This window comes from Paenibacillus taihuensis (assembly GCF_003386535.1).
Lineage (GTDB): Bacteria > Bacillota > Bacilli > Paenibacillales > Paenibacillaceae > Paenibacillus_Z > Paenibacillus_Z taihuensis.
In genome coordinates this window covers 113024-139013 of sequence record NZ_QTTN01000006.1, presented here as the reverse complement: position 1 = coordinate 139013, position 25990 = coordinate 113024, and the positions used below count along the sequence as shown (strand labels likewise).

At 43.2% G+C, this 25990-nt stretch carries 19 protein-coding genes and 1 pseudogene; 3 read left to right on the top strand and 17 right to left on the bottom strand.

Going from position 1 to position 25990, the window contains the following annotated elements; translation table 11 throughout:
- From A8990_RS07290 to A8990_RS32570, 8 genes are all read right to left on the bottom strand, one after another.
- Positions 1–246, bottom strand: a complete 246-nt coding sequence (locus A8990_RS07290) for a helix-turn-helix domain-containing protein (protein WP_116188350.1) — start codon at positions 244–246, stop codon at positions 1–3.
- 64 nt (positions 247–310) lie between these two features.
- On the bottom strand, positions 311–1306 hold the full coding sequence (locus A8990_RS07285; protein ID WP_116188349.1) for a hypothetical protein: 996 nt from the start codon (positions 1304–1306) through the stop codon (positions 311–313).
- A 1010-nt stretch (positions 1307–2316) separates the two neighbouring features.
- Entirely contained in the window at positions 2317–2661 is a 345-nt protein-coding gene (locus tag A8990_RS07275; RefSeq protein WP_116188347.1) for a hypothetical protein, read from the bottom strand.
- Positions 2658–3653, bottom strand: a complete 996-nt coding sequence (locus A8990_RS07270; RefSeq protein ID WP_116188346.1) for a tyrosine-type recombinase/integrase — start codon at positions 3651–3653, stop codon at positions 2658–2660. Before A8990_RS07270 ends, A8990_RS07275 begins: the two co-directional genes overlap by 4 nt.
- Positions 3654–4675: 1022 nt before the next feature.
- Positions 4676–4957, bottom strand: coding sequence for a hypothetical protein (locus A8990_RS07265; protein ID WP_116188345.1), 282 nt, complete (start codon positions 4955–4957; stop codon positions 4676–4678).
- Between the two features lie 23 nt (positions 4958–4980).
- The gene (locus A8990_RS07260) at positions 4981–6099 is read right to left on the bottom strand and encodes a hypothetical protein (RefSeq protein WP_116188344.1); all 1119 of its coding nucleotides are present in this window, start codon (positions 6097–6099) and stop codon (positions 4981–4983) included.
- A gap of 162 nt (positions 6100–6261) precedes the next feature.
- A complete protein-coding gene (locus A8990_RS07255; RefSeq protein ID WP_116188343.1) occupies positions 6262–6492 on the bottom strand; it encodes a helix-turn-helix domain-containing protein in 231 nt (76 codons plus the stop codon).
- A 249-nt stretch (positions 6493–6741) separates the two neighbouring features.
- Positions 6742–7077, bottom strand: coding sequence for a helix-turn-helix domain-containing protein (locus A8990_RS32570; protein WP_342772801.1), 336 nt, complete (start codon positions 7075–7077; stop codon positions 6742–6744).
- A gap of 247 nt (positions 7078–7324) precedes the next feature.
- Between A8990_RS32570 and A8990_RS07245 the strand changes: the two genes are divergently transcribed.
- Positions 7325–8251 carry a Hachiman antiphage defense system protein HamA gene (locus A8990_RS07245; RefSeq protein ID WP_116188342.1) on the top strand — a complete coding sequence of 309 codons (927 nt, stop codon included), beginning with the start codon at positions 7325–7327 and terminating at the stop codon, positions 8249–8251.
- Positions 8248–10602, top strand: a complete 2355-nt coding sequence (locus A8990_RS07240) for a DEAD/DEAH box helicase (RefSeq protein WP_116188341.1) — start codon at positions 8248–8250, stop codon at positions 10600–10602. The genes A8990_RS07245 and A8990_RS07240 overlap by 4 nt, the downstream gene beginning before the upstream one ends.
- 1122 nt (positions 10603–11724) lie before the next feature.
- Here A8990_RS07240 and A8990_RS07235 read toward each other — a convergent pair.
- From A8990_RS07235 to A8990_RS07205, 6 genes and pseudogenes are all read right to left on the bottom strand, one after another.
- Complete coding sequence (locus tag A8990_RS07235; protein ID WP_181909444.1) at positions 11725–16329, bottom strand: sacsin N-terminal ATP-binding-like domain-containing protein; 4605 nt, start codon at positions 16327–16329, stop codon at positions 11725–11727.
- A 474-nt stretch (positions 16330–16803) separates the two neighbouring features.
- Positions 16804–17259 (bottom strand): annotated as a pseudogene (locus tag A8990_RS31995) (ATP-binding protein).
- A gap of 804 nt (positions 17260–18063) precedes the next feature.
- Entirely contained in the window at positions 18064–19518 is a 1455-nt protein-coding gene (gene rlmD, locus A8990_RS07220) for a 23S rRNA (uracil(1939)-C(5))-methyltransferase RlmD (protein WP_116188338.1), read from the bottom strand.
- 104 nt (positions 19519–19622) lie between these two features.
- A complete protein-coding gene (locus A8990_RS07215; RefSeq protein ID WP_245995881.1) occupies positions 19623–20537 on the bottom strand; it encodes a diacylglycerol kinase in 915 nt (304 codons plus the stop codon).
- A gap of 64 nt (positions 20538–20601) precedes the next feature.
- The gene (locus tag A8990_RS07210; RefSeq protein ID WP_116188419.1) at positions 20602–21546 is read right to left on the bottom strand and encodes a sirohydrochlorin chelatase; all 945 of its coding nucleotides are present in this window, start codon (positions 21544–21546) and stop codon (positions 20602–20604) included.
- A 34-nt stretch (positions 21547–21580) separates the two neighbouring features.
- On the bottom strand, positions 21581–21871 hold the full coding sequence (locus tag A8990_RS07205; RefSeq protein ID WP_116188336.1) for a YerC/YecD family TrpR-related protein: 291 nt from the start codon (positions 21869–21871) through the stop codon (positions 21581–21583).
- A 213-nt stretch (positions 21872–22084) separates the two neighbouring features.
- Between A8990_RS07205 and A8990_RS07200 the strand changes: the two genes are divergently transcribed.
- A complete protein-coding gene (locus tag A8990_RS07200; RefSeq protein ID WP_116188335.1) occupies positions 22085–22735 on the top strand; it encodes a hypothetical protein in 651 nt (216 codons plus the stop codon).
- A 94-nt stretch (positions 22736–22829) separates the two neighbouring features.
- On the opposite strand, the gene A8990_RS07195 is transcribed toward A8990_RS07200, so the two are convergent.
- From A8990_RS07195 to A8990_RS07185, 3 genes are all read right to left on the bottom strand, one after another.
- Positions 22830–23831, bottom strand: coding sequence for an inorganic phosphate transporter (locus A8990_RS07195; RefSeq protein ID WP_116188334.1), 1002 nt, complete (start codon positions 23829–23831; stop codon positions 22830–22832).
- An 18-nt stretch (positions 23832–23849) separates the two neighbouring features.
- Entirely contained in the window at positions 23850–24464 is a 615-nt protein-coding gene (locus A8990_RS07190) for a DUF47 domain-containing protein (protein ID WP_116188333.1), read from the bottom strand.
- 325 nt (positions 24465–24789) lie between these two features.
- The gene (locus tag A8990_RS07185) at positions 24790–25893 is read right to left on the bottom strand and encodes a DUF3048 domain-containing protein (RefSeq protein ID WP_245995880.1); all 1104 of its coding nucleotides are present in this window, start codon (positions 25891–25893) and stop codon (positions 24790–24792) included.
- Positions 25894–25990 lie beyond the last annotated feature (97 nt).

The window sequence follows — 25990 nt, the reverse complement described above, 5'->3', positions numbered from 1 at the left end:
CTAATTGGAATAGGTTACATTTAGAGATTCTTGCTGCTTGAACCATGCCTCTAAGGTGTCACGCCGGAAAAGAATTTTCGATCCAATCTTTGCATGAGGAATGCGCCCCGCTCTGACTTCTGCGTAGAGCTTGTCCTTCGAAATCGCCTTTTCAAATACTTCATCCCATGCTTCAGAGAATGTTAGTACATTACGTCTACTATTTTGTGATACCTGGTTATGCTCTAATTGTGTGACGGTGTTCATACACGATGCCTCCTATATAAATAGAGTATTGTTCTTAAACGTTACCAGCAAATTTCAAAATGTTTTATTTCGCTGCTTGAGGCACGAATAAGTTATGAGTAGTAATGAGCTTAGTTAACACATGCCCTAAGGCCGTAAGATGCTCGATATTTTCGAGAAGTATCTTAACGTTTTGTTGTCCAACATCAGCTATAAAATCAGATCGAATCAGGCTCTCCAATTTCTCGGTTGATGTTTTGGTATCTAGTGCAAGGTCGATAACCTGTCTATTACTCAGTTCTTGCTTAGTAATAATACTTTGTTGCGGCGAAAGAAGACTGTCCGCAACCTTCTCTGCTACTGAGACTGGATTGGAGTAGAGCCTCTCTCCGTCCGTTTGTGGTTCTGCTGGCCCTGCAATATCATCATGACAATCACTTAAAAATGATTGTATGATGACCGAGAGTTCATTTTGTTTAATCTTTGACAGGTCACCTTCAACCTGGCTTATTCTTTCAAATAGGATCACTTGCTGTTCATGATTATGCTTACTGATCTCGGCTGCCAATAACAAACCAATCTTTTTACTCTTTATAAATGAGTGAAAACTTTCGTGAAGGTTAACCAACCGTCGATACCGTTGAATAGATCGCGGTGCTAGCCCAAACAAGCATGCGATATCCGCAATTGTAAACACGTCATTCTGTCGCGATTTACGTCCGTGTGCAATGTTGTACCTTGCACATAAAGCATCAATGTGACTGGCGACTTTTATCGCGTCTCTCTTGTAATTCTGGCTATAATCTAGATCGTGCATGAGCAGAATTTCAATTTCCCGCTCCTTGTCTACTTCATAAACTTCGATTTTACTAAGTCCCATCTGTCTGTACACCAGCCAAGTAATAGCACCGCACAGAACCTTCTTATCAGTTGAAATGCAAACAATGGGTAAAGCGGAATTTTCCTTCAGTACCTTAGCATACACCTCGAGCTGCTCAAACGATGGATGCTCATAATACTTGAAATAATCCTTATGAACAACAATCTCCTCAACGTCACATGAAATCTTTTCTCCTAACATAGGTAGGTACCCCCTTCAAGTTATGTTCACTAACGCCCTAGTTACCAATCGTCTCGGAGCGGGAGGGCAGACCGTTCCGATGTAAAAAAAAGAGCCACTGATTCTCCGATAGAGAGAACTCATTGACTCAATCACTAACCCGCTCGACCGTGTCGATTCCGCGGTGATGCAAACTTCCGAACGCTCCTTAGGCTGTCTGGCGGGAGCAAATGTAGATTAAATGGAAACTAGCCACTATATATGTGTGTTCCCTTCCCTTTGATAGTTTTATATTGAACAAAAATAACCCGCTAAGTCAGAGTTATTCCATGTTACACACTAAAGGAATAATTCTACCCAGCGGGTTAGTATATGTATTAGTTCATTTGTCTGATCGACATATAGGGTGAAGGAATTCTAAATTAAGCTCTTCTAGAGAATTTCGCATTTGCAAAAGGAACTTTAAAAGTTGACCAACTAATAGTTAGTTTAGAACGCATCTTATCGCCTGACAGATGCAATTGAAAATGAATCTTTAAAACTATTTATAACAAAAAACATTCTCAAATTCAATACCTATTTTCTGATATTTTCTGATTTTCTTAGATGCGGAACGTAACTGTTACTTCAACATTTGCCGGCCGCTCCTGAGGGTGAGTTTTTCCCCTCGTACACTACAATACCGCCAATCGGCTAACTGGAGCGATTATGATGCTCAATCATCAGTACTTCCACAATATTACCATATCCCCTATCAAAGTAAGAAATCATCAGTTAGATCCAATGTTCTGTTGCAGACGTCACATTGAACTGTAACTACTAAACCCAACCCTGTAGGAATAAATGTGTACGCAAATTTAGCACCAGAAACATCGCGTGCTTCACAAGAGTCCCACTGATTGATTTTATTTTTCATTTCTTCGTTAATTTCAAATATCATTCTTAAACCCCTTCCTTTAAACACGCCAAGAGATGGTTACGATAAGACTTTTATTCTATACCCCATTATACTTGCTTCCCTCTGTAAAGTCCTATTGTTCCATCTCAATAACATTATCCTCTTTTACCAAAGTAGTAACCCAGCCATCATGCCGCTTGCTTGTGTACACGTTATAATACCGGTATGGATAATATTGAGGTAATAGATTGTCCCGAACATGCTGCTGAATCTCGTGTAGAGTAAGATCGGAAGGCGCATCTGCTACTGGTATTGAAATGAAGTGCATGCCACGTTCATGCCTCTCAGACACGTATTCAAACCTTAGTGCCGCTCCTTGGGCCTTCCGCCTCCACTTACCCACACTTTCCTGTAGATGTCTTACTTGCCCTTCTAGTTCAGCAATCCGGTGCTGCAGCTGTTCAATATCTCCCATCATTCTGCATCCTCCTCCGTTGTTTCGCCCAAATAAATCCGAGTAATTTCATCCCTACGATGTCCGATTAATTTCGAAACCATTAACCGTGCTGCACCAGCAGTAAAACCCGCTCCTCTGAATTCCTGATATCGGTCAAAAGCATAGCGATGTCTCAATCCATGGAAAGTCATCCTTACCCCGTGTGACCTAACGCCCTGCTCCGCGACTTTATCTCGATGATTACGAATAAAATCCTGAACTGACTGAATAATCTCATGCGTCTTGCGGCCCTGCGGTACAAAGAGTTTAGCATCACCGGAAACACTAGAAGCTGTTGCCTTCAATAGATCAGCCATAGCTCCGCGGAGAGGAATATCTCGCTCTAATCCATTCTTGCCTTTAACATGTAAAAATCCTGTCCGTATAGCCCTCAAAGCATCAGGACGAGATAACCTCGTAATCTCATGAATTCTTGGACCCAGTCCTGCACCAAGTTGAATGATTTTAGCAATATCTGTGCGTCCTTTACGCATCGCTAAATCCGTCATTTCAGCAATCTCAGTGTCCGTCCATCTGCGGTTAACCTTTCCGTACGAGCGCAGATCTAGCGTAATGCCGTATCGCTTACATAAATCCACATTTTCCGGAATTCGATTACGCACTTCACTCCCGTATTGATCGTGAAAATAGCGGATCGCTGAGAGATCCAAATCAATCGCCGATGCGGATAATCCCTCCGACTGACGCTCCTCAATGTACGCTGCAATATGACGCCCGTGGATATTGGACAAATTTTGAAGCCCAAAATCGTCCGCCAGGAAGCGGGTAAACTGATCCATATGATTGTAGTATTGGCGCTGCGTTCTAATACCGAGACCTCCTTTTGTATGCTTGGCCAATCTATTAAGCTGCCTCATAAGATTAATGTATACCCCCTTATTCGTTATATCCTCTTCTCGATACGCAAATGCGGCCACCTTGTTATCGTCTTTGATCCATCCTCTACTTGCCATGACCAATCACCCTTCTTTTTTAAATTCGGACACACTTCACCCGTTGGCATTTACAGTGGCTTTTACAAGGCTCGATCCAAAAACTCTTATAAATCAAGCAAAGTCAAAACCGTCTATATGGAGTTGTGTCGTTAAGCAATGGGTTTGCACTTGCACGAGATCCTCGTGTGGCATACAAGAGCCGGTGCGGGGTGTCGCCCGCTTCAGCCTTTCGCTGATGGCCATAATTACTAGCCGGGCGACATCTTTTTTGATTAAATCTTTGCCTACCATCCCTTAGCAAAGATCGACATAGCCGACATTCCCCGACTATATCTTGCGCTTTGTGCTTCATTGCCTAACGCCCCTATCGGCCGGGCTAGCCAGATCGCCCATAATGAGCTGGTGATGCAGTAGCGGTTTTTGGGGATCCCGCTGAAACCCGAATATGATAACGCCCCGTTACTTTGTCCTGTGTAATAGCCGACGGACGATACTCGGCTATTACAAGCATCCCTACCTCAGAAGACAGCAAAAAGACGAATCAAGAAAATAGATTCGTCCCACTCCCTTATGAAGTTGGTTATGACAATCCGATCAGCAATAAGTTTTCCTCGACTGATAGACTGTAACCCTCGGCATAGCACCGACAACATTTATAAATACCTCTGGAGAATAATAAAAGCCCTTGAAGCATCTGTCACAGGATATACCTATCCCGATCAACAGTTACTTTAAGGGCTTACATCTCCGATAAATTGCTCAATTTGAGCATCGAATAAAACTTATAATCACACCTCAAATGAGGGGAATAACAGAAATTATGCGGATTTCTCCAGATATTGTTCCAGCAATTTGTGAATTGAATCCTCTTGCGCCGCTTGGCCAGAGGCGATACATGATTGAAGGTATGATCTCAATCTACATTATTCGCTTGTAATGTGCAAGCAGTTTATTTGCGGACATTTTTCATACTGTAAGATTGCAATATGCTTAGACCACATGAGAATATCAGTTAAGTTAATTGAGTTAAGTTAACTCAATTAACTTAACTTAAGAGCAGCCTTAAATTGCTCGTAAATCTCTGATTGCTCCATTGCGCTGCCACTCTCTTGATACTTGGAATAGAGATTCATAACTCGTGATAGCTCAATAAGTGTTTCCTTCTCTTCGCGAGATAACGAAACTTGAACTGAACCGTATTTTCCCTTCAGCTGATACAGCTTTTCCTCTGCATCCAGCCGTTGCTCAAGCGATCCCCGATAAAACGGGATAAGCAGGTTGGCTTGAAGCCTTTTTAGCTCCAGATACCTCTGTCCGGTCATCAGTTCCCCTCCCAATACTATCCTTAGTCATTTATGATTTTCAAAGATTCCTCGGAGAACAACCATTTCAAATTTATTAATGAATTTACTCCCATTGTAACTACCTGTAATTCCCCATCACCGTCAATCGAACCTGCCACATCAAATATATTGTAACGCCCTTTACGACGTTCTCCATGAATCCAATATGTGAATTCAATCGCCACATGAGAAAGTCGCTTAAGCGACTCTTCCAAATCAGCTTCTGTCATTGAAATGCCAGCATGCAGTATTTCCTCACTGACTGTGCTGAAAATTCTATTATCTACTACAATTTTCTCACCGCTACTCCAAATTGCTGTAAACACGACTTTGTCCAACAGCGTCAATTCCGGACACTCAATCGTGATAATGACATCGCTACTGACTCCAATGGATATACTGTCCTTCTCAAACTCAGAATTAAATATATCCATAAAATTAAGCTTGTTGACCTCGGGTTTCTGAATATCCATTTTTTCCATCTCCTTAGTAGAACAGTTGATATACTCTGCAGCATAAACTAGCTCATTGCTCTGTACGTGATAGATTTGGTAATCCGTTCGTTGAGGTTTTAGCTTATTCTCTCCGTAATTAAATGCCTCCATGTAACTCAAAAAGAATAGTTCTGACCCTTCGACAATCAATTTATGCACTCCTGCTGGCATCTCGTCCACACCGCGAGTCAGCATATTAGAAAAGTCGTCGTCAAACACTTTTCTTATCACGTCTAAGTGATCGAAAGTTACTTCATATGCGACTCTTTTCCCATTCTCCGAAAGAGTTTTGATCACACAGAAGTTATATTCTGCGTCAGCGATTTTCGTGTATACATTGAGCCCAAAACTCAATAGTTTTCTAATTCTACGGTACAGCTCTGCCTCATGCATGCCAACTCTTTTCATCAATAAATTAGACTCAATTCGGCATGTTAATCCGTTTCCTTCTATCCGTTTGCTGCTTTCATTTAACAGAGTGTATACGATCTGCTTGTCCAGTTGATCAAACTTACCATATATCAGTTTGACTTCCATATGCTCGTTTACTCGAAACAACCTTTCATTGTCAAAAGCTTCATCAAAGATACTGAAAAAGTCCAATTCCCCATGTTTGCTTGGTTCCATATGCCACGACCTCTCCAAGTTTTATTTTACGAATTCTACCGCTTCGTCTGTATGTAGCTTCAGTGCATAAAGACTCACATGTAGACTATAGTCACATTTACTATACGAAAATCTATTCGTAAAGTAAACAAAAGGAACCAAGACAAAATCCCAGTTCCTTAGCTAGTAGTATCCAACTTTTTTCTCAATTTCCTTTATAATATCAGATGGCCTTAGTTCTAACGCCTTGCTCAATGCAAACAAAGTCATCAATGTAGGCTGGCGCTTTCCCGTTTCCAGCAAACTAATATATGTCCGGTCAAGCTCCGCTTGGAATGCCAAGGTTTCCTGTGTCATTCCAGCTTTTAATCGCGCTTGTTTGAGGAGATCTCCAAATAGATTTTCCAGTTCCAAGGACTTACACCACCTTGAAACTAGTATTCTTCAGACTTGAACATTGCTCCACCGACTATAGTCACATGTAAATTAATGTAAATAAAAGCTCGGTGCACCTATAACTATTAGGTTCATATCCCCAGCTACAGGAACTGCGAAAGAAAGGATTGATGTCTGTAGCATTCTACAATATAATTTACGTATCGAATGAAACGCAACGTCTATGAAGCGAACTGCCCTGAGAAGGGGGTTCGCTTCTTTCATTATTCAGGTTAGCGGTGACGCTATTCTCTCTTGAATCCACGAATCAATTGCATCTCTATGAAACAATATCCTTCTTCGGATCCTCATGTGGGGAATCTGCTTCTCGCGCACCATCGTGTATATGGAGTCAGTAGAGACGCCAAGATATCCGGACAGTTCCATTACTGAAAAAACGGTTCTTTCCTGGCTACTTGCCTTTTGATGAACAAATTCCTCTACTTCATTCTCACAAGAATTTGCTTCATATTGATTATCGTGATTACGGTTGGTAGCCCGCTCCTCTTCTAATTCCAATAAGAGTCTTAATAATTTCACTCGCAACAGATCATCATTTTTCATGATTTCGCCCCTCAGTTTATTTAACTGCAAAGACTCCTTGATTTTCCTATTACTCTACTTCTATTAAGCATTCATGCCCATATTAATTAACTCTTAACCAAAACCACAATTCGCCGAAGTAATTTGGTAGTAAAAAAGAACTTTTTATAGATTATCCCAAACAGTCGATATTAGCCCCTATTGAATGAATTATTTAAATATACTAACATATAGTTGAAAACCAATTTTTGGAACGAAGAGGTGTTCTATGCTAAAGCAATATCTTGATATTTTCAATGAATTAATAGGGCGCCATTTAAAAGAATCATTAATTTTTAAGTATGACTCCTTCACTGGCTCACATGAATATACTCCATTTTTTCATTTTCACGACTACCAGACTGAGAAAAGAATAGGCGAATTTATGCGAAAATATATTTTTCTATACGCTTATTCTGAAAATGAAGTTATACAAGCATATAACAAGGGACGACTTGCAAATCTGGAATTTGCAGCGAAACATGCATTAAGAGAAAGGCTACCTAATAGAAGTGGTAGTAGAAATGGTTTATACAGCGAATTGCTATTAGACCTGTTACTAGTTATGTATCGTGGCAATATCAATAAACTGGCCACTCGAGCCATTTATAGACAGAGAACAGACAATCAAGAAATTAAAGGTTTTGATGGAATGCATATTGTCACAAACGATAACAACAACCACGAACTGTGGTTCGGCCAAGCTAAGATGGGTTCTCTCGGATACTGCTTAAGTGATATTGAAAAGGACTTAATTAATAAAACAAATATTATTTATGCTTCTGAGCAGTTATATTTCATTGCAGATAAAGAATATAGTACTTTAGAAAATTCCCTAGCCTTATTGGACAGGATTAATGATATTTCTTGGTCATCTGAAAATTCTTCTCTCTCCGAAAGAGCCCAACAATTGAAAAGTTTCTTTATTAGAGAGAAGCTTAAAATAGTATTTCCGTGCTTGCTAGCTTACTCTTCTCCTGGAACTTATGAAATTCCATCTAATATTACAAACGAGATAAAAAACGAGACTCATCGACTGATCCAAAGATTTGATAGCAAGTTCAGTTCGCTTATTGACATTGATTACAGTATTTATATTTGGTTTATCCCAATTAGAGACCTGGAACTTATAAGAAAGAGTGTGGTCGCCGAATGAAAAATATGATTTCTGATCTAGTAAAAAGTATTAACCATTTCAATGGAAGTGATAACTCTTTTGAGATTCTAAGAAATATAATATGTGATATTTCAGACAATAAAAGTTTGTTGAATGAACCTTTAGTCAAGGAACTGTTATACTTAGCTGCACAAAAGATGCGGACATTTGGATACAATACGATGAATCATCTCGATATAAGCATTTTTCAAAATGTATTGCAAGATAACTATTCTGAATCGACAGATGAAGAAATAGAACGCCACCATAACCTTTCTTTGATACTTCAAAACGAAGCAATTAACTCCTTGTACACAAGTTCATCTGGTAATCTACTGGACAAAGATCAAAAAAACATTATTGAAGTTTTCAATGAACGTCCGCGACTATTAGTAAGTGCACCAACTTCATTTGGTAAAACATATATTTTGCGGGAGATAATTTATCAAAATTATGAACACTTCAGAAATATAATTCTTATTTTTCCCACGGTATCTCTCTTAAATGAAAATGTACATGAATTCAAAAAGTTTAATCGAGATCTTGGTTTAGAATATTCTATTATTAATACAACTCAAAAAAAATTTGATCCCGATTCAAGAAATCTTTTTATTTTCACACCTGAAAGGGTGCTGCAATTACTTAATGAGAATCCAAATTTTAAAATTGATTTTTTCTTCATGGATGAGGTATACAAAATAGATAATTTCTTTGATTCAACTGATTCTTCTGAGGGCTCCTCAAAGGAAGAAGAAAGAGATAAAGTATTTAGAATTGTTCTATATATATTATCTAAAAAAGCTACCCAGTTTTACTTAGCTGGCCCTTATATAAACACTACTAAACTAGGGGAAGGCTTTCAACGCTTTATTAAATTATTCGACATTAGAATAATCGAGATTGGAGTAGAACGAGTAAAAAAGGACCATATACATTCGTGGGGTACACGTGCAACAATCGGCAGAAAACAGATAATATTTAAAGACAATAAAAAGATATCCAAATTAAATGAGATTATTAGCTTTCTTGAGAAGTCTGACGAAGGCAAGTCGATTATATATGCTGAATCAAAGAAGAAGGTATCTACTCTGGCTCGTGAAATAGTATCAGTAACTAATACAATTGAACCTCATTATAAACTTAATATGTTCATTGAGCATTTGATTAAACGATATTCTTATACTCATAGGAATCAACAAATCCATAAAAGCTGGACATTAATTGAAACTCTTAATAAGGGCATTGGTTTGCATCATGGTGCATTCCCTAAATATATTCAGAGTGAGATACTTAGCCTTTTTAACAACGGGCCATTAAATATATTAATTTGTACAACTTCAATAACAGAGGGGGTAAATACAAAGGCGAAAAATGTAGTTTTTTACGGTTCATCAAAAGGTGGTAAAGAACTTAAATGCTTCGATATTAAAAATATTAATGGTCGTGCCGGCCGTTACTACCACCACTTTATAGGTAGGATATTCTATTTAGATAAAAAAATACACGAAAAAGTACAACAAAACGATGATACACTAGACTTTATCACTTTTAGTAATCGTGAAGTTACAGATATAGATTTAGATAATGTTGCAATAAATGATTTATGGGGAGATAACAAAGCTAGAAAAGCTGATCGTGAGTTAGTAATTCTAGAGTCGGGTGTAGATAATAATGTCCTTAATAAAAATAAACTTATAGATAAACTAAAACAAATCGAATTAGTAAATTTACTTAAAAACAAAAATATTCTAGAACTCAAATCTATAGTGACCCAGTGTTCTAGTCTAAAGAACTTTCTGGAGAACAAAACAATCTACAAAATACTTGGCTATTTCGAAGAAGTTGGTTTATTAACTGAATTTGATGTTAAAAAATTCGGAATAATTACATCGAACTATTCCAACTCCGATGGAATGTATAGATTGATTAAATACCACCTAGATAGTTTAGATGAAATCAATGCAAAATCCATTGATTCAATATACACTACTGTTTTTTCTGATATTAGAAACATTGTAGAATACAAAGTCCCAAAATATTTAACGATTTTTGGTACCTTATTAGAATATGTATGTAGCTTACCTGAAATTAATATTGGCACTGAAAAAATTGCTATCGACTTCATAATTAGATTTTTTGAAATTGGTGTTCAAACAGAATTAGGTACTGAATTAGCGGAAATAGGATTCCCAATAACAACAATAAAAATGTTAGAAAAAGAAGAAAGAGATTTAATGAAGTATAGTTTTGATGCAGTAAAATCTAATTATCATTTGTTAAAACACCAATTTCAACAATCCCTTGATTCATATGAAGTTTATTTATTGGAAAATATAATTGCCGAAGGATAGTCTGGTGCCACCGAAGAAAGAAAAGAGGAACGGTTAGATGAGGCTGTGCTGGATCTTCCAGCGCGGCCTATTTTTATATCCATGACACTAAAGAAGGGACCTAAGACAATTAAAGCGTCTAAAATAAACTACAATAAAACAAAAGAAAAAAGCGATCACCCACCGCCAAAAAGGTTGACCGCCTTACTTTGGATCCGCTTTCTTCTCATTCGAAACATTGCAGCATCTCTGTGGGGTAGCCCTCTACTTCTTTTACTTATAACGGTCTGGCACCCGTTTAATTAATCAAAATACATCAATTTCTTTTCAACAAGCTGATCCAAAATCACTATCATTCAACCATAAACCATATCATCCATACGTTCCAGCTTGGTTAGTTCGGACTTAGGAAACCCCATTTCCCTCGTCTTTTTCCTGCAATTAGAACAAGAACAAGGAATCTTACCTTTTGCAAACTCCCCTACGCATTTTTCATGCCATCCAAGCTGTTTGGCAAGCATACTCTTGCGCTGCATCACCCTATTTCGATGATGACGATAATAAGCTCGATTACGATTACATGATTGTTTTTCATTCCATCACGCCTCTTGGGATAAGGCCCAGCCTGCAAAGGAGCCAAGAGGATTTAACTCATCCCTTACAGGCCGGGCGTGATGAGACTAATTACTCGAATGAACACAATGAATCAACTTAACCCGATTTATTGTCATGCATCCATCAACCATTATCTTTCCACAGACCTCCTGTCCCTACGGCTCCCATAAGCAACAGATTTCCTTTCGCTTCGACCAGTGAAAATCTCGTAACACGGGTAAGGTCAGGAGAGGAAATATGTTCTTCTACATAGCCTATTAGGAAATTCTGCTTCTGTACGAGTTTGCTTAGCTTCGCACGCCGTCTGCCTCCTTTTCCAGGAGAATATGTTTAAACTGTTGCTCGTAGACACAGTTCCCACGTGAGCTAATCATAATTGCTGCATAGGTGTGCTAGGCATCACTCAGTCAAGCGTTGTACGGCAAGACTGTAATTGGATGACCCTGAGTAATAATCATTTATAACATTCAGTTTTAGAGCATAAAAAGCCCTTAGAAAATAGTAGCTTCTTTATATCAAAAGTTAACATTAAAACTCAAATTCTATCCTTTCAACAATTTCAGTTTTACGGAATTTTTTATCTTCCCAAAATTTCATAGGTAATTCAGTACACTTAGGATTTTCACTATCAATTTCATGTACTAAGAAAAGTTTATAATGATTCGAGTTCTGTTTTGCAAATTCCAATTCACCAGGACTAATTATGAAAGAATTCCCGTCACCTGCTTTTACTTCAACAAAGTATTCAATTCCCCTCTCATCTTTATAGGAAAGATCAAACTGTCCTGATTTAGCCTGACCAGGTTTTAATATCCCAATTTCAACAAATGCTTCCGATCTAGGATATACATTATCTTCACCAAATTGTTCACATAACAGATTATAAACAAGCAATTCTCCTTTATTACCGAAAACCTTTTGAGTTCTATTTCTACGCTCTGCTGAACTAGGATTATAACTACCGTTCCCTCTAGGTTTATTTCTTTCTTTTATAATTTCAAGATTTCTGAATAATGGTTCTACTTTTTGAGGAATAACATCCTTATACTTTGAATAAGCATCATCCGTTACGGTTTCATTTGCAGATTGGGCATTCTTTTTTGCAACTAACCAAGCTTCAAATTCTTCTGTTTTATTAAAATAAATCATTTTTCGGACATCATAATTGTTTGCAATGTCATCTTCAAAGAGTCTGTCAGGGTTTAGCAACTCATAGTTTTTCGAATATTGAGCATCAGAATCTATTATTTCGTTGTCAGGCAATTCGTTATAGTACCAGCTTGCGAAGGCTTTTTTTACGATTAATTCAACATCGAAATAAATTGAGTTTTCATAGTTCTCAATTTCAAAGTTCTCAAACTTCATTACAGTACTTAAGAATATTGCCTGTAAACCTTCGTTCTTAACTGCCTTAGTATATAAAACGTTTTTAAATTTTCGTTTTTCCTTGTTAATAAATCTCACCAATTTAGCTTTATAGTATGGAATTAAATTAATTGAATATACAAAACCTTCATCCCTAAATTGATACACATCAACCCCAATTTCCATCAAAAGATTGATGATCTTTTCGGCATTTTGATCGCTGTGAAAATCTTCAAAATCAATATTAATTTCTTTGACAGGATAATTTTTATTAATTTTCATTACAGTTTCTACAAAATTATTTCTCTTCTCATTATTATAAGACCTATCTGCAATGACATCTAAAGAGCCAAATTCCTTTTTTATCAGAAATTCTCGATCTGTTTTTTCTTTAGCTCTAAATAATTCTCCAAGTTTTCCAGACTCAAACCCAACTGTATTGGCAATGTTAGCACATATATTTTCTATCGCTTCCGAAACTAGATTAATTTCAAACTCATTTCCAAAAACGGTAATATACCAGCTCGTAGCAGTTTCCCTAATGCAGATATATTCATCTGTAATTTCTGCCACTTGATCATTTTCAATAATTGAAATTTTATCCACCAACACAACGGAAAGTCTTTTAATATCACGTTCAAAATTTTCATTTCGCTCACTATATGATGCGGCATACTTTAGAAACTCATTGAAATAGAGTTGAAAGTCAGGATTACTTTTACTTTCTGAGACTGACTCTTTTATAATTGCGTAATCTTTATTGTACAATTGGCAACCAAACGTTCTAATAAAATTGTCATTATTGGTACGTTGTCCTTTTTCAACAATTGGCACATTATTCTTACTAATTATCCTCGAACTTGGCAAATATGCTTTTTTAGCTGGATAGTGTTGGAGTACACCTTGGAATTGAACTAATACCTTACCAGCCTCAAAAAACCTCTTTTTATTTTCAGAGTCTTCATATTTTTTTGTGAAATGTGATTGTTCAATGATTCGATAAATTAACTTTGACAATTCCACACTTTTTTCAAAATTATACTCGGGAAGTTTCAGCATCAAACTATAAAAATCATTAGAAGAAAGATCCGTAACTTTGTCGCAGAAGTCAAAAAGCTCTATAATTCCAAGAACTTCGTAATAATCGATCCCTAAACGATATGCTATATCCTGAATATACTGAACGTCTATTACTGGTATTAAATCAGAGAATTTTCCGTTATTCCTTGAGTTTATGTCTTTCAAAATTTGCTTTGGTGCATATCTCTTTCCACCTATTTCAATCCATTTGACTTCATTAAACACGCGCAATAGATAGTTTTTAATTGGACCTTGATATCTTCTTTCATATTGTTGTAAATTACCTTGATATGTTATTTCAGCATTTTCAGAATAGTATGGACTGGTCAAATATGATCTTAGCGTATAATCTTCATATATCCACTTTATAATATCTGTTGTAGTTATATTTTTTAACTTGTCTTGGAGATGGGATATAAATGGCAACTTACAGCGAACATAAATAGTAGTTGAAGATCCGAGATCTGCATTTTGTTGAATTAACTTCTTATACTCTGTTACGTAAGAATCTAATGGTGTTACGATCTGCACTGTTGCAATTGCAGGAAACTTTTTCACTCCAAATTTTGATATAAAACTTACAAAGTCTAAAGCTTCCTCATTGCTGATTGAAAAAAGATCGGGAGACGGAAATTCTTCATATGTGTCATCAAATAGATTTCTTACCCACTCTCTCTCATACGCACGTCCAAAATATAATTGCTGGCTATTTTGTACTTTGTTGTCTTTCGCATTGGGGAAATTATATTTGATAGGAGATTGTTCTGAACCTTTTGGAGGTGTCCAACTGTCCTCTTCTTTTCTATAATTACTCCAAAGCCACTTTACAAAATCTATTGCTTTGCTATAACTATCTACTGAACTATTTACCGTAGATATAATATTACTACGATCACGATAGGTAAATTTAACCAATGGATATATTTTTCTTTGAGATATTATACGTGAAATATGTGTTTCCTTATCAGTTTCTCTAATTTTACGTACCTCTGGTAATTGTTCTGCACCTTTAAATAATAGCTGCTGATACTCACTATCTAAAGACGGTACGTTTACCCATGAAGGAAGTCCTTTGTTAGAAAATTCTCCTACTAAGAAATAACAATCCATATCGAACTTTAACCAATTACCATTTTGTGTTTTTAACAATTCAGGTAATGATTTTGAATAGTTACGATTCCACCAGTTAAATACTTCAACCCTTTGTGATATTGTCCATTCATTTGTTAAGCTATTAATTATTGGCAATAGTTCAAATTCATCGGCAGTTAGACTTTTAAACAATCGTCTCAACATAGATTGAATAAACATAGCACTCTCACTGGGTAAAGGCTTTAGAAAAGTTTTAAACTTCTCACCTAAAAAAAATTGAGGATACCCAGTATCAAAAATTTTCGGATTATCTTTAACTGAGATATATTCATCATTTACTGTTTGCAAAACTTTAGCATGTTCAAGTAATTGAAAATAATAATCTTCTAAATCTCCAAATTGCGAAAACGAAAGCGGAAACTTCCAATTCGTTTGCTTTATATTAACTGGAGTTAGCAAACGTAAAGCTGTATCAGCATATTGGTTGGATGTGAATTTTTCACCAACCTCAACTAAAAATTTTAATTGCTCTATAATGATCATCTTATTCGCATCAGTTCTGCTTATTGAATCACGATGGTCCCCCAAAATGTATGACGCATGCATCACACAATTAAATGGAGACTCCACATTTAATAAAGGAAAGAATGAATATATATTTCCTGCTTGGAAACTTTTAAAATTCTGCGGCACTGCGATTGCTAAACGGATATCCTTCTTAATGTCATCCTCTTCAATTGCATTTTCAATTACTTTATCAAAAACGTAAAAAGTCTCTAGTATTTGGTTCTCATCGTTAACATACTTTTTTAATGTTAAACATCTAAGTTCACCATTATTTACTTCTCTCTCATAAATAAAATTCTTCTCTTCAGTTTCAATAGTAATGCGGCTAATGTTAGGGAGAAATAGAAGAATTCTCAGATCAATATTATTAATTTGTTGTAATACTCCAAAATCATCTAGCGTTTTTACTGGATTCACAAAAATTTCTATCGATGTCATTCTATCTTTTTGACAGGGTTCAATATTTTGGGGAACAGCTAATATTGGAATATATAAGTTAAGCTGCTTATTTAACTGCTTAGCAATTTGTTTTTCTGATTTATTTTTTTGAAATAGTTCATCAGCAATTTCTTTAGCAAACCTGATATTAAATTCTCCTGAATGTATTCTTATCTCATCAGCCCAGTTTAATACTGAACGAAAACCAGTCCCCTTATTGCCAATATACTTACCTGATTTTGAACTGTTATTTCCTTGTACTATAGCCTTAATGCCATCCTTATCAAAAAATGTACCTGTGTTTGAAACTTTAAGTATATTATTTTTAAACTCAATTAATACTTCTAGTTCACAGTCTGGTTTATTTCCTTCATCAATACTCTTCTGGTAAGCATCATCTGCATTTTGCAGCAATTCAAGAATTTCTCTTCCATGATACCCCTTAATATCACGCTTTTCTATGTTATTTTCATGAATAAGCTCATCACGTTCTTGTTCCTTTATATGCTTTTCTATGTATTCATTACATAAGGTTTCTATATATTTCTGACTTTCACTCATTTTTACGTAACTATATGAACTAAACACCATATTAAACCTCCATAACATCCATAAAGAAATTAGTTACCAAAAACTAAAACATTCTAAAGTCCTATATACATATTACGACATTTTACCTGATATCCTGTAGCCACTTTTGGTTAGGAGCTGAGGATTTGAAGTCTCTTTGGATCGGGTTCTCGCTCTTTTGAGCTGAGGTATCCCGCGCGTGTAATGCTGTTTGGATGTCGCTGGGCTCTCTTAAGCATTATTTCTTCAAGCAAAATCCCCCCGAAAAATCGTGCAATTTTCCCCAGCGTTCACATGGCTATTTCTCTTCGCGGTTTTGGCTTCAAAAATCGAGTTCTGCAGGTTCAGTGAGCTTACGGCACAGCGCTAGACTTCCTTCTTCGAGAGCGTCGCGTTGCTTTCAGTTGTCGGAATTCTTTTCGCAAGCGTTCAATGGCAACTTCCATTTCGGCGAGACTATTGCTATCCACTCGTAGGTTCGTTCGAGGTCGTCTCCTAATGTTCTTTCATCAGGGCATGCTTCATCCGGTAACTCTCGCCTTCAAATACGAGCAGATGGCAGCGGTGCGCCAGCCGGTCGATCATGGCCACGGCCATCTGGTCGTCGGTGAAGACGGAGCCCCATTTGGAGAACTCGAGATTGGTGGTAATGACAAGGCTGCAGCTCTCGTAGCTGTCGGCTATCACGCGGAAGAGCAACTGCGAGCCTTCCTTGTCAACGGGTTGTAACCCCACTCGTCCAGAATGAGGAGTTGGGTCCGTTGGATCTCGGTCATGAGCCTCTCGAGCGTGCCGGCTCTTTTGGCTTCGGCCAGTCGCATCACAAGTTCAGCCACGGTAGAACTTTACGGTCATGCCAAGTTCGCACGCGCGGAGCCCTGTCTCAATCGCAAGGTGAGTCTTCCCCGTACCGACGGGGCCGTAGAGTACAAGATTCCGGCCGCCTTGAATGAAGGTGCCCTCCGCTAAATCGCTCCATTACAGCGATGTCGGCAGCTTGACGCCATGCCGGGCATAACCGTCGAGCGTCTTGTAGACCGGAAACCCGGCCGGCTCATGAGGCGGCTGCGGCTTCGCTCCCAGCTCTCCATTTCTTTGGCGAGTACGCGGTATAGAAACTCCTCCTGCTTGGGCGTAGCTTCCGTCTCGTATAGAGTTACCGCACGTTAGCTGAGCACGAGCTTCTTGCAGAGGCGGAAATCTCGTCGCGATCGTGGGTCAAGCTCATTGCAGTGCACCTCCCACATACTCAAGCAAGCAGTCGTATATGCCCAGATTGATGTGGATTAAAGTAAATTGTCCTTTCTGCCACAACGGTGATGCATTGTCACTATGGTGAGCACAGGCTTTTTTGACCGTGGCGGCATAGATGACGAATCCAATACTCTCGCCCTCGTCCCAAATCGTTTTTCCAGCTCGATACACTTTCCCATCTTCTCGCTTCCTCAATCTTTTTGAATTCTTTGGTTACGTCGGGCTAATTTATTTATTGGCATACGGCATATAAACTTTCAGTTCCATAACATAAACATAAAAAGAGACACCTTCCTAGTCCCCCTAGAAAGGATGCCTCCATAGTTCCAACTTCCTCAAGTATAAACTTTCGAGTGTAAGGTTAGTGACGATGCTCAGAAAAGCTATTCATTTTAGCAACCATTTTCGTCAACAATCAGTCAACTCACTTATTTCCTAGCCTCTGTTTCACACTTCCGTACCATCTGTACTACTCCCCAAAGCCGCTCCACCACTGCAATCTCAGCGATCTGTACCATTCCGCACCAACAAAGCTACGGATTCTACGTGCACCGTATGCGGAAACATATCCACCGGCTGCACTTCTACCGTGCGGTAGCCGCCGTCTTCCAGCACACGCAGGTCGCGTGCCAGTGTCGACGGATTACAAGACACGTACACCACGCGCTCCGGCTTCATTGCCAGAATCGTCTCCAGAAGCGCTTCGTCGCAGCCTTTGCGTGGCGGGTCGACGACGATGACGTCAGCTACGATGCCTTCTTTGCGCCAGCGCGGGATGACGACTTCGGCTGGGCCGGCTTCAAACGAAGTGTTCGTGATGCCGTTCAGCTCGGCGTTGCGCTTAGCGTCTTCGATGGCTTCCGGCACGATCTCTACACCGTAGACGTTACCAGCTGCGCGGGCTAAGAATAACGAGATTGTCCCGATGCCGCAGTAGGCATCGATGACACGCTCGCCGCCGGTGAGTGCGGCGTATTCGACCGCGCGGCGGTAGAGTTCCACCGTCTGCACGGGATTCACTTGATAGAACGAGCGTGCTGAGATCGCGAAGCGGATGCCGTCGAGCTCGTCGTAGATGACCTCGCTGCCCCAGAGGACGCGGGTCTTGTCGCCGAAGATGACGTTCGTGTCACGCGTGTTTACGTTTTGCACGATACTCTTCACGCCTGGCACAGCCGAACGAATCATCTCCACCCAACGCTCCACCTGCGGAATGCGCTCGCCGTTCGTGATGAGCACGATCATCGCTTCGCCGGAGACGAAGCCGACGCGCACCATCACATGGCGCAACAGACCGCGGCCTGTCTCTTCGTTGTAGGCCGTGATGCCGAGCTCGCGTCCGATGTCCTTGACGCGAGCGACGATCTCGTCATTGCGCGAGTGCTGAATCATGCACTCGTCCATGTCGATAATGCGGTGGCTTCCGCGCGCGTAGAAGCCGCCGATCAAGCGCTCCGGCGACACTAAGCCATCGCCGTCGCCGCCTGTTACTGCAGCCGCCATGCCCATCGGCACGGCTGCTTTGTTGCGGTAACGCCACGGCTCGGACATGCCGAGCGTCGGATGCACTACAACCGCGCCATCTGCCGCGGCTTCCCCAATCCGGAGCTTCCCAATGCGCTCCAGATTATCCACCACATGCTGCCGCTTCCACGCAAGCTGCGCCTCGTAGCTCAGATGCTGAAGCTGGCAGCCGCCGCATTGCTTATAGATCGGGCATCGCGCCTCGACGCGGTCCGGGCTCTCCACCAACAGCTCCTGCAGCTTCGCATAGCCGTAAGTTTTCTTCACTTTCAGCACCTTCGCGCGCACGCGCTCGCCGGGAAGTGCTCCCTGTATAAAAAGGGTAAAGCCGTCTGCACGGCCTACCCCTTCGCCTTCATGCGTCAAGCCGACAATGTCGACGACGACCTCTTCATTCTTCGCCACTGGCGCTTGCACTGCTTTGCCCTTCATCGTTCCCTACCCGCTCCGTTTTCCATAAGTGATGGCTCTTGATCTTGCCTCTGCCATCCCGTTCTTGATCTTGCCCTTGCCATCCGTTCTTGCTCTAAAAACCCCTATTTATAAGTAGAATTGCCTGCTTCATCGACAAAAATATTCAAATGCGACGGCAGCATCGTGAACGTGCATGGCAGCGTGCCGCCATACTCGCCGTCCAGGTTCAGCTGCACGTAATCCGGTGTCAGCACCGAAAGCTCGCTTGTTTGGAAATGCACGACATGCGGATCGTTCAAGTGCTCCCCGCGCAGCGCCAGCGACGCCAGGCGAATGAACTCGCCGAGGTTGCACTTCTTAATCACCACGACATCAAACAACCCGTCATTGAGGCTTGCATCCGGGGCCAGCTTCTCGAAGCCGCCGACCGAGTTGCTATTACAGATGAGGAACATCATGATCTCATCATGGATCTCGCCAATTTCCTTCGCGCGCAAGCGAAGCTCCGTTGGACGGAGGCGGGTCATTTTCTCCAGACCCTTCATATAATAGGCCAACTGGCCGATCATCGTCTTCAGCTTGCTCGGCACCTCATAGGTGAGCTCCGTAAGCGAGCCGCCGCCGGCAATATTGATAAAATACCGCTGATTCGCCCGTCCGAGATCGATCGGCCGCGCGTATTGCTGGATAATCAGATCGCACGCGTACTCCCAATGCTTCGGAATGCCAAGCGCCCGGGCAAAATCATTCGTCGTCCCAAGCGGCAATATTCCGAGCGGGGGCCGCACGTCCTTCTCCGCCAAGCCGTTGATCACTTCATACAGCGTACCATCTCCGCCCGCCGCAATGATCATATCGAACCCGCGATCCGCCGCTTCCGCAGCCGCGATCGTCGCGTCGCCTTCGCTGGAAGTCGCATGGCAGCTCGTCTCGATGCCGCCGCGTTCCAGCCGTTGCAAAATGTCGGGGAGCCGCTTCTTAATCTCTTCCCGCCCCGACGTCGGGTTATAAATCAGTCTTGCCCGTTTAATTGTCACTCCGCGACCACCTCCAGTACATCCGCACCTTACACACTTACCTTCTACTATACACGATAACGGGCTAACTTCCCAAACTGCCGCTTCCAGCGCTGCCCATATCATCCATCTTATCTATATCATCCAAATCCCGAAGCCATTCCCGAATCTGCCGCTCCATCCAGCGCGCAATTTGCGGTGACGGCAGCAGCGCCCGCCCGTTATACCGATAATTCAAACCGGCAAGACGAGTCGGAATGACCGTACGCGTAAAAAAGCCCTCACTAAGAAAAAGCGGCACCACGATGAACGCATCATCTGGATACCGCCGCTGCAATGCCCCGAGCTTGCACGCCGCCTGATTCGGCAGCAGCATCGCGCTATGCGCGCCCGCGAAGCCGCCGAGCTCGCGCACCCGTTCCGCCAGCGCCGCCATACCATCGCGCCAGCGGCCGTGAAACACCGCTTCGCGCGAGCCATGCGCGACGAGCAGCAAGCGCTCGCGCCGCCGCACCGGCTCAGCTCCCGCGCCCAGCGCGCCTTCCCGCGCCGCGCCGAGCTCCCACGCCGCCTCCGACGACAACCCCTCAATATTGCGCAGCAGCAGCTCCGCAATATCTCCGTCGTCGTCGATCGGCGCGCCGAACCGCACGCGCATACCCTCGCGCACCGCGAACGGCTCAAGCTCGCCTGCACGCGTCGCCGACACCGGCGCCATGCCGAATGCTTGCGCAATGTCGTCCACATGCGTGCTTCCGGACGACACAAAAAGCGGAAGGACGTACAGATCCGTCACGTCTTCCGCTTCCAATGCATTCACGCCGTCCTGGATCAGACGGCCTTCAACAAGCTCTAGAAAAGCAGACACGACCGGCACCTCGCTGCCCATAAGAGCCGAGCAAGCTGCCACCGCATCATCCACGAGCCGCACCCAATCCGCTTCGCGCGAGCCGTGGCTCACAACCAGCACTCCCGGTTTCACGGCTAGTTTCACTTCTGGTCTTACTTCTAAGTTTACACTTGGCTTCATCACATTCATTTGCTCACCCGGACTGAAGCGGAACCTAGCGTCCCGAACGCTCCAGCGCCATTTTGTATCCGTCGTTGCCGTAGTTCAGGCACCGCTTCACGCGCGAAATCGTCGCCGTGCTCGCGCCTGTCTCCGCTTCGATCTGATTATAAGTCGCGCCCTTGCCAAGCATGCGCGCCACTTCAAGCCGCTGGGACAGCGACTGAATCTCGTTCACCGTACAAAGATCGTCAAAGAAAATATAGCATTCTTCCACTGTCTTCAGCGTTAGAACCGCCTCGAACAGCTGGTCGATTGTCTTGTCATTCAGCTTCTTAAGTTGCATCGTCCGCTCACTCCTGCCATGAACTAATATGCTCATTGTAGTCCTTTCTAGTAGAATTTTCAAGCGTCACCGCTTTACAGAATAGAAGGGTTAGACGTTTGCACGGAGGCAAGCGCGGAAATTATTTATCCAAATACGGGCTATCGTCCAATCCGTATGTTCGCCTACCCCATAGACTAATGTATAAAATAAGGCACAAAGGTGTGATCTCCCGTGAACTACCGCTACGATCCGTACGGCCGCAACACGCCGCCGCAAGGCGGTCCAGGGCCAGGTCAAGGCCTGCAAAACCAGGGGCAAAGCCAATTCCCGGGCATCTCCGACCCTTTCATCGGCAAAAACATCAATAAAAGCGTCGGGCTCACCTCGCCCGTTCCTTTTAGCACGACCGAAATGTCGAATGAATTCTCGAACGGTGTCCCTACCATTACGATTCAACCCGCTTCGAATACGCAGATCATCCCGCTTCCCGAGTCCAATACTTCGGTCCTCCCGGCATTAGCGACGGAGACGAAGACGGAGAAGTCCGGCTTCAATCTCGCGACCAGCCTGAATGATCTGAAGAGCGTCGTCGACCGGATGGGCGGTCTCGACGGCATCGTGACGACGATGGGCAAAGTACAGAAGGTCGTCGGAAGCATCTCGCAGATGGCGCCGCTTATCAAGGTGCTTGCCACATCGTTCACGCCAGGCAAGAAAGGCGCAGCCAAGATCTCGGATGATGACGATGATGAAGCACCGGTCAAACGCCGCCGGAAGAAAGCGCGCAAACGGACGACAGGCAAAGGCAAGGGCAAAGGCACGAGCAGCGTGACCCCAGGAAGTCCACGCCCACGCCCGAAACGCCGCCCGCCAAGCGTCTAACCGTATCAACAATCACTAATAAAGCCGGAAACCTCACCAAGAGCGATGCGCGTCAAGCGCCCCGCCTCCCGAGGTTCCCGGCCTTTTTCACATTTTAGATAAACAAGGCAATAACTTGATAGATCAGCGCCGACAGAATCGCCGCGATCGGAATCGTGATGATCCACGACAAAATGATTCGTCCAGCGAGATCCCACTTCACGGCGGAGAAGCGCTTCGCGCTGCCTACGCCGAGAATGGAAGACGTGATGACATGCGTCGTACTGACGGGCAAATGAATGCTCGTTGCCGAGAAGATAATGCTCGCAGATACGATATCCGCCGCGAAACCGTTGATCGGCTCGATTTTGAATATCTTCGTGCCCATCGTCTTGATGATCTTCCATCCGCCGATTGACGTACCAAGTGCCATCGCCAATGCCGCAGAGATCTTAACCCACATCGGGATATGGTCCGTCGTGTCTTGAATGCCAGCCGCGACAAGGGCGAACGTAATGATCCCCATCGCCTTCTGCGCATCGTTCGTGCCGTGCGTGAACGACTGGAAGGCAGCTGTCAGAATCTGTCCGGAGCGGAAGCCTTTGTTCACAAGATGCGGATTCGATCTGGCGAATATCTGCTTCAGGATCCACATGACGATGAAACCACCGGCGAATGCAATGAGCGGCGAGAAAATAAGTGCTTTCACGATATCTGTAAAGCCGCTTGCATTAACCGCGCCGAAGCCGGCAGAGCTAATTACGGCACCGGTCAACGCGCCGATGAGCGCGTGGGACGATGACGATGGAATCCCTAGCCACCACGTGATCAAGTTCCACGCAATGGCTCCAATCAATGTAGCGACGACAACTTGCACACCGTGATCAAGCGTTGCCGGATTCGCAACCTTGCCCCCGATCGTCTTGGCGACGCCTGTAAACATAACCGCACCGATGAAGTTCATGCACGATGCAAGAAGAATCGCCATGCGCGGCGACAACGCCCGTGTTGATACGGAGGTTGCAATCGCATTAGCCGTATCATGGAAGCCATTGATAAAGTCAAATGCGAGTGCTAAGAAAATAACTACGCCAACCCAAATATATATCGTGTCCATCCTGCTCGTCCCCGCTCCTTAGCTATTACGCATAATGATGGTTTCGAGTGTGTTTGCAACGTCTTCGCAGTAATCGGTCGTTTGCTCCAGGCGCTCGTAGATCTCTTTGCGCTTAATCAGCTCGATCGGGTCTTTCACGTTGGTAAACAAGCTCTTGACGCTGACGCGAAGCAGGTCATCTGCCTGGTTCTCCAGCTCGTTGATATGAATCGCCGGCTCACGCATCGCAAGCAGCTTCTTGTCCGATAGGAGGTAGATCGCCTTCTTGATTTGCTGCGCGCAGCGCAGGATGTTGTCCGCGAACAATGTTACATACTCGTCCGGCTCCGTGATGTTGTACATCTCGAAACGGGAAGCGCATGCCTCGATACCGTCAAGCACATCGTCAAGCGACGTCGTCAGCTTCAGGATATCTTCACGCTCGATTGGGGTAATGAACGTCTTGTTCAATTCTGTCAGTATTTTATGTACGTAGCGATCGCACTTGCTTTCATACTCTTTCATCGACTTTGCAAACACGGTAGCATCCTTGATCTTCGAAACGTTCTGCTCGAAGTAATGCACGCCTTCCAAAATCGTGTCCGCCATCGACTCCAGCGTTGTAAAGAAAACGTCGTCTTTTTTCTTAAACATAGTTATCCCCTTCGTTTAACGTGCTTGGTTTACACTGGCGGCCCTAGTATTTTTCGCCAAAATCCACAGGAAACCGACAATATCTTAACATAGTATACCTTCCAATTGTTAAGCGATTGTAAAGGTTTTATGACTTTATTTCAAAATCCGAAATATATTTTTCGACAGCCGGCTTCATGCCCTCCTAGTGTTTTCTAGTGCTCCCGATTTTAACCGCCTTCTCAGCAAAAAAGAAGCCTGGAACCTCAGGGTAAGGTTCTAAGCTTCTTATCCAGCTCATACTCCAGTTAATGCTCCACTTACTACTCCAGTTGCTATTCCATTTCTATTCAGCCGCAATCTCCACATGGCCTTCGAACGTCGGCGTCATCGGCACGATGTGATAGAACGTATGGCCCGGCACGAACGGCAGCTCCTTGCCATCCTTCATAATGCGGATCGCCCCGTCGCTTCCGCGCTCCCATGCGGCGTCGATCTTCTTGCCAAGCTCGAACAGCATCGCTGGTCCGCCTGACTCCAGGTCAACCTCAAGCCGTCCGTAGTCGTCGTACGTCTTATGCTTCGCGCCAATAATGACAAGGTTCGCAGCCTTAAGCTGGTTGTTCGTCGTCAAGTCCGTATGCGGCTTATCGTTGATGAACCGGTCGTACAGCTCCGTGCTCGGATTGTAGATGTACGAGAGCTTGTAGTCCTTCAGCAGAAAATGAATGACGACCTTCGAGGCCGGATTTCCGCTCTCTGTCGCACCTGTCTCCGACCACTGGAACGTTGGAATATGCACCGTATCCTTGTACTTCTTCTTCGCGGCGCCTGCACGCAGCTTCTCCAGGTTCGAGTACAGATTGTGCGGCGCCTTGCGGAACGATTCGCGGTAGAAATAAGCGCCTGCGTTCGAGATTTCGTCGAGATAGTCCTTGCCGTGATGCTGCAGGATATCATAGCCCTGCTGGCTTGCCCCAGCGTGAGCGAGAATGGCGTTATAGCCGTCACCGATGCGAATGAGATACGGTCGATTGCTGCGAATCGGGCCGATTGGATCGCTCCCCGTGTAGCTTTGGAACACCGCAACGAGCCGCGTGATACCACCCTCGGCGAGCACTTCCCAGACTACGTCGGCATTCGGCAGTCCGGACTGTGGACGGGCTGCGGAGAAATTGTTCACCATCACCGCGATCGGGCGATTCTTCGCTTCCGTATCCTGCGCGAGCCCCGTCAGCGGCGCGATATATTGAGGCGGGTCCACTGCAGGAGGATCGATTGGAGCGGTGTCAGCCGGCTTGTCCGCATTCGTTGCTGGTGCCGTTACCGGCTCGGACGTATTCGCGTTCGAGTTGTTCTCGCCGCCGCAGCCGGTTACCATTACCGCTGCAAGCAGCAGCGTCGCGCCAAAGCCGATCGTACGCTTCACTCGATTCTGATTCGCATTCATATCTGCATACCCGCTTTCTTTTGGAGAATTTTGTCGTCGTACGAGGATTATACTTCATTACACCCCGCAAAGGGTAGCAGTCTCTTCCATCCTTGGC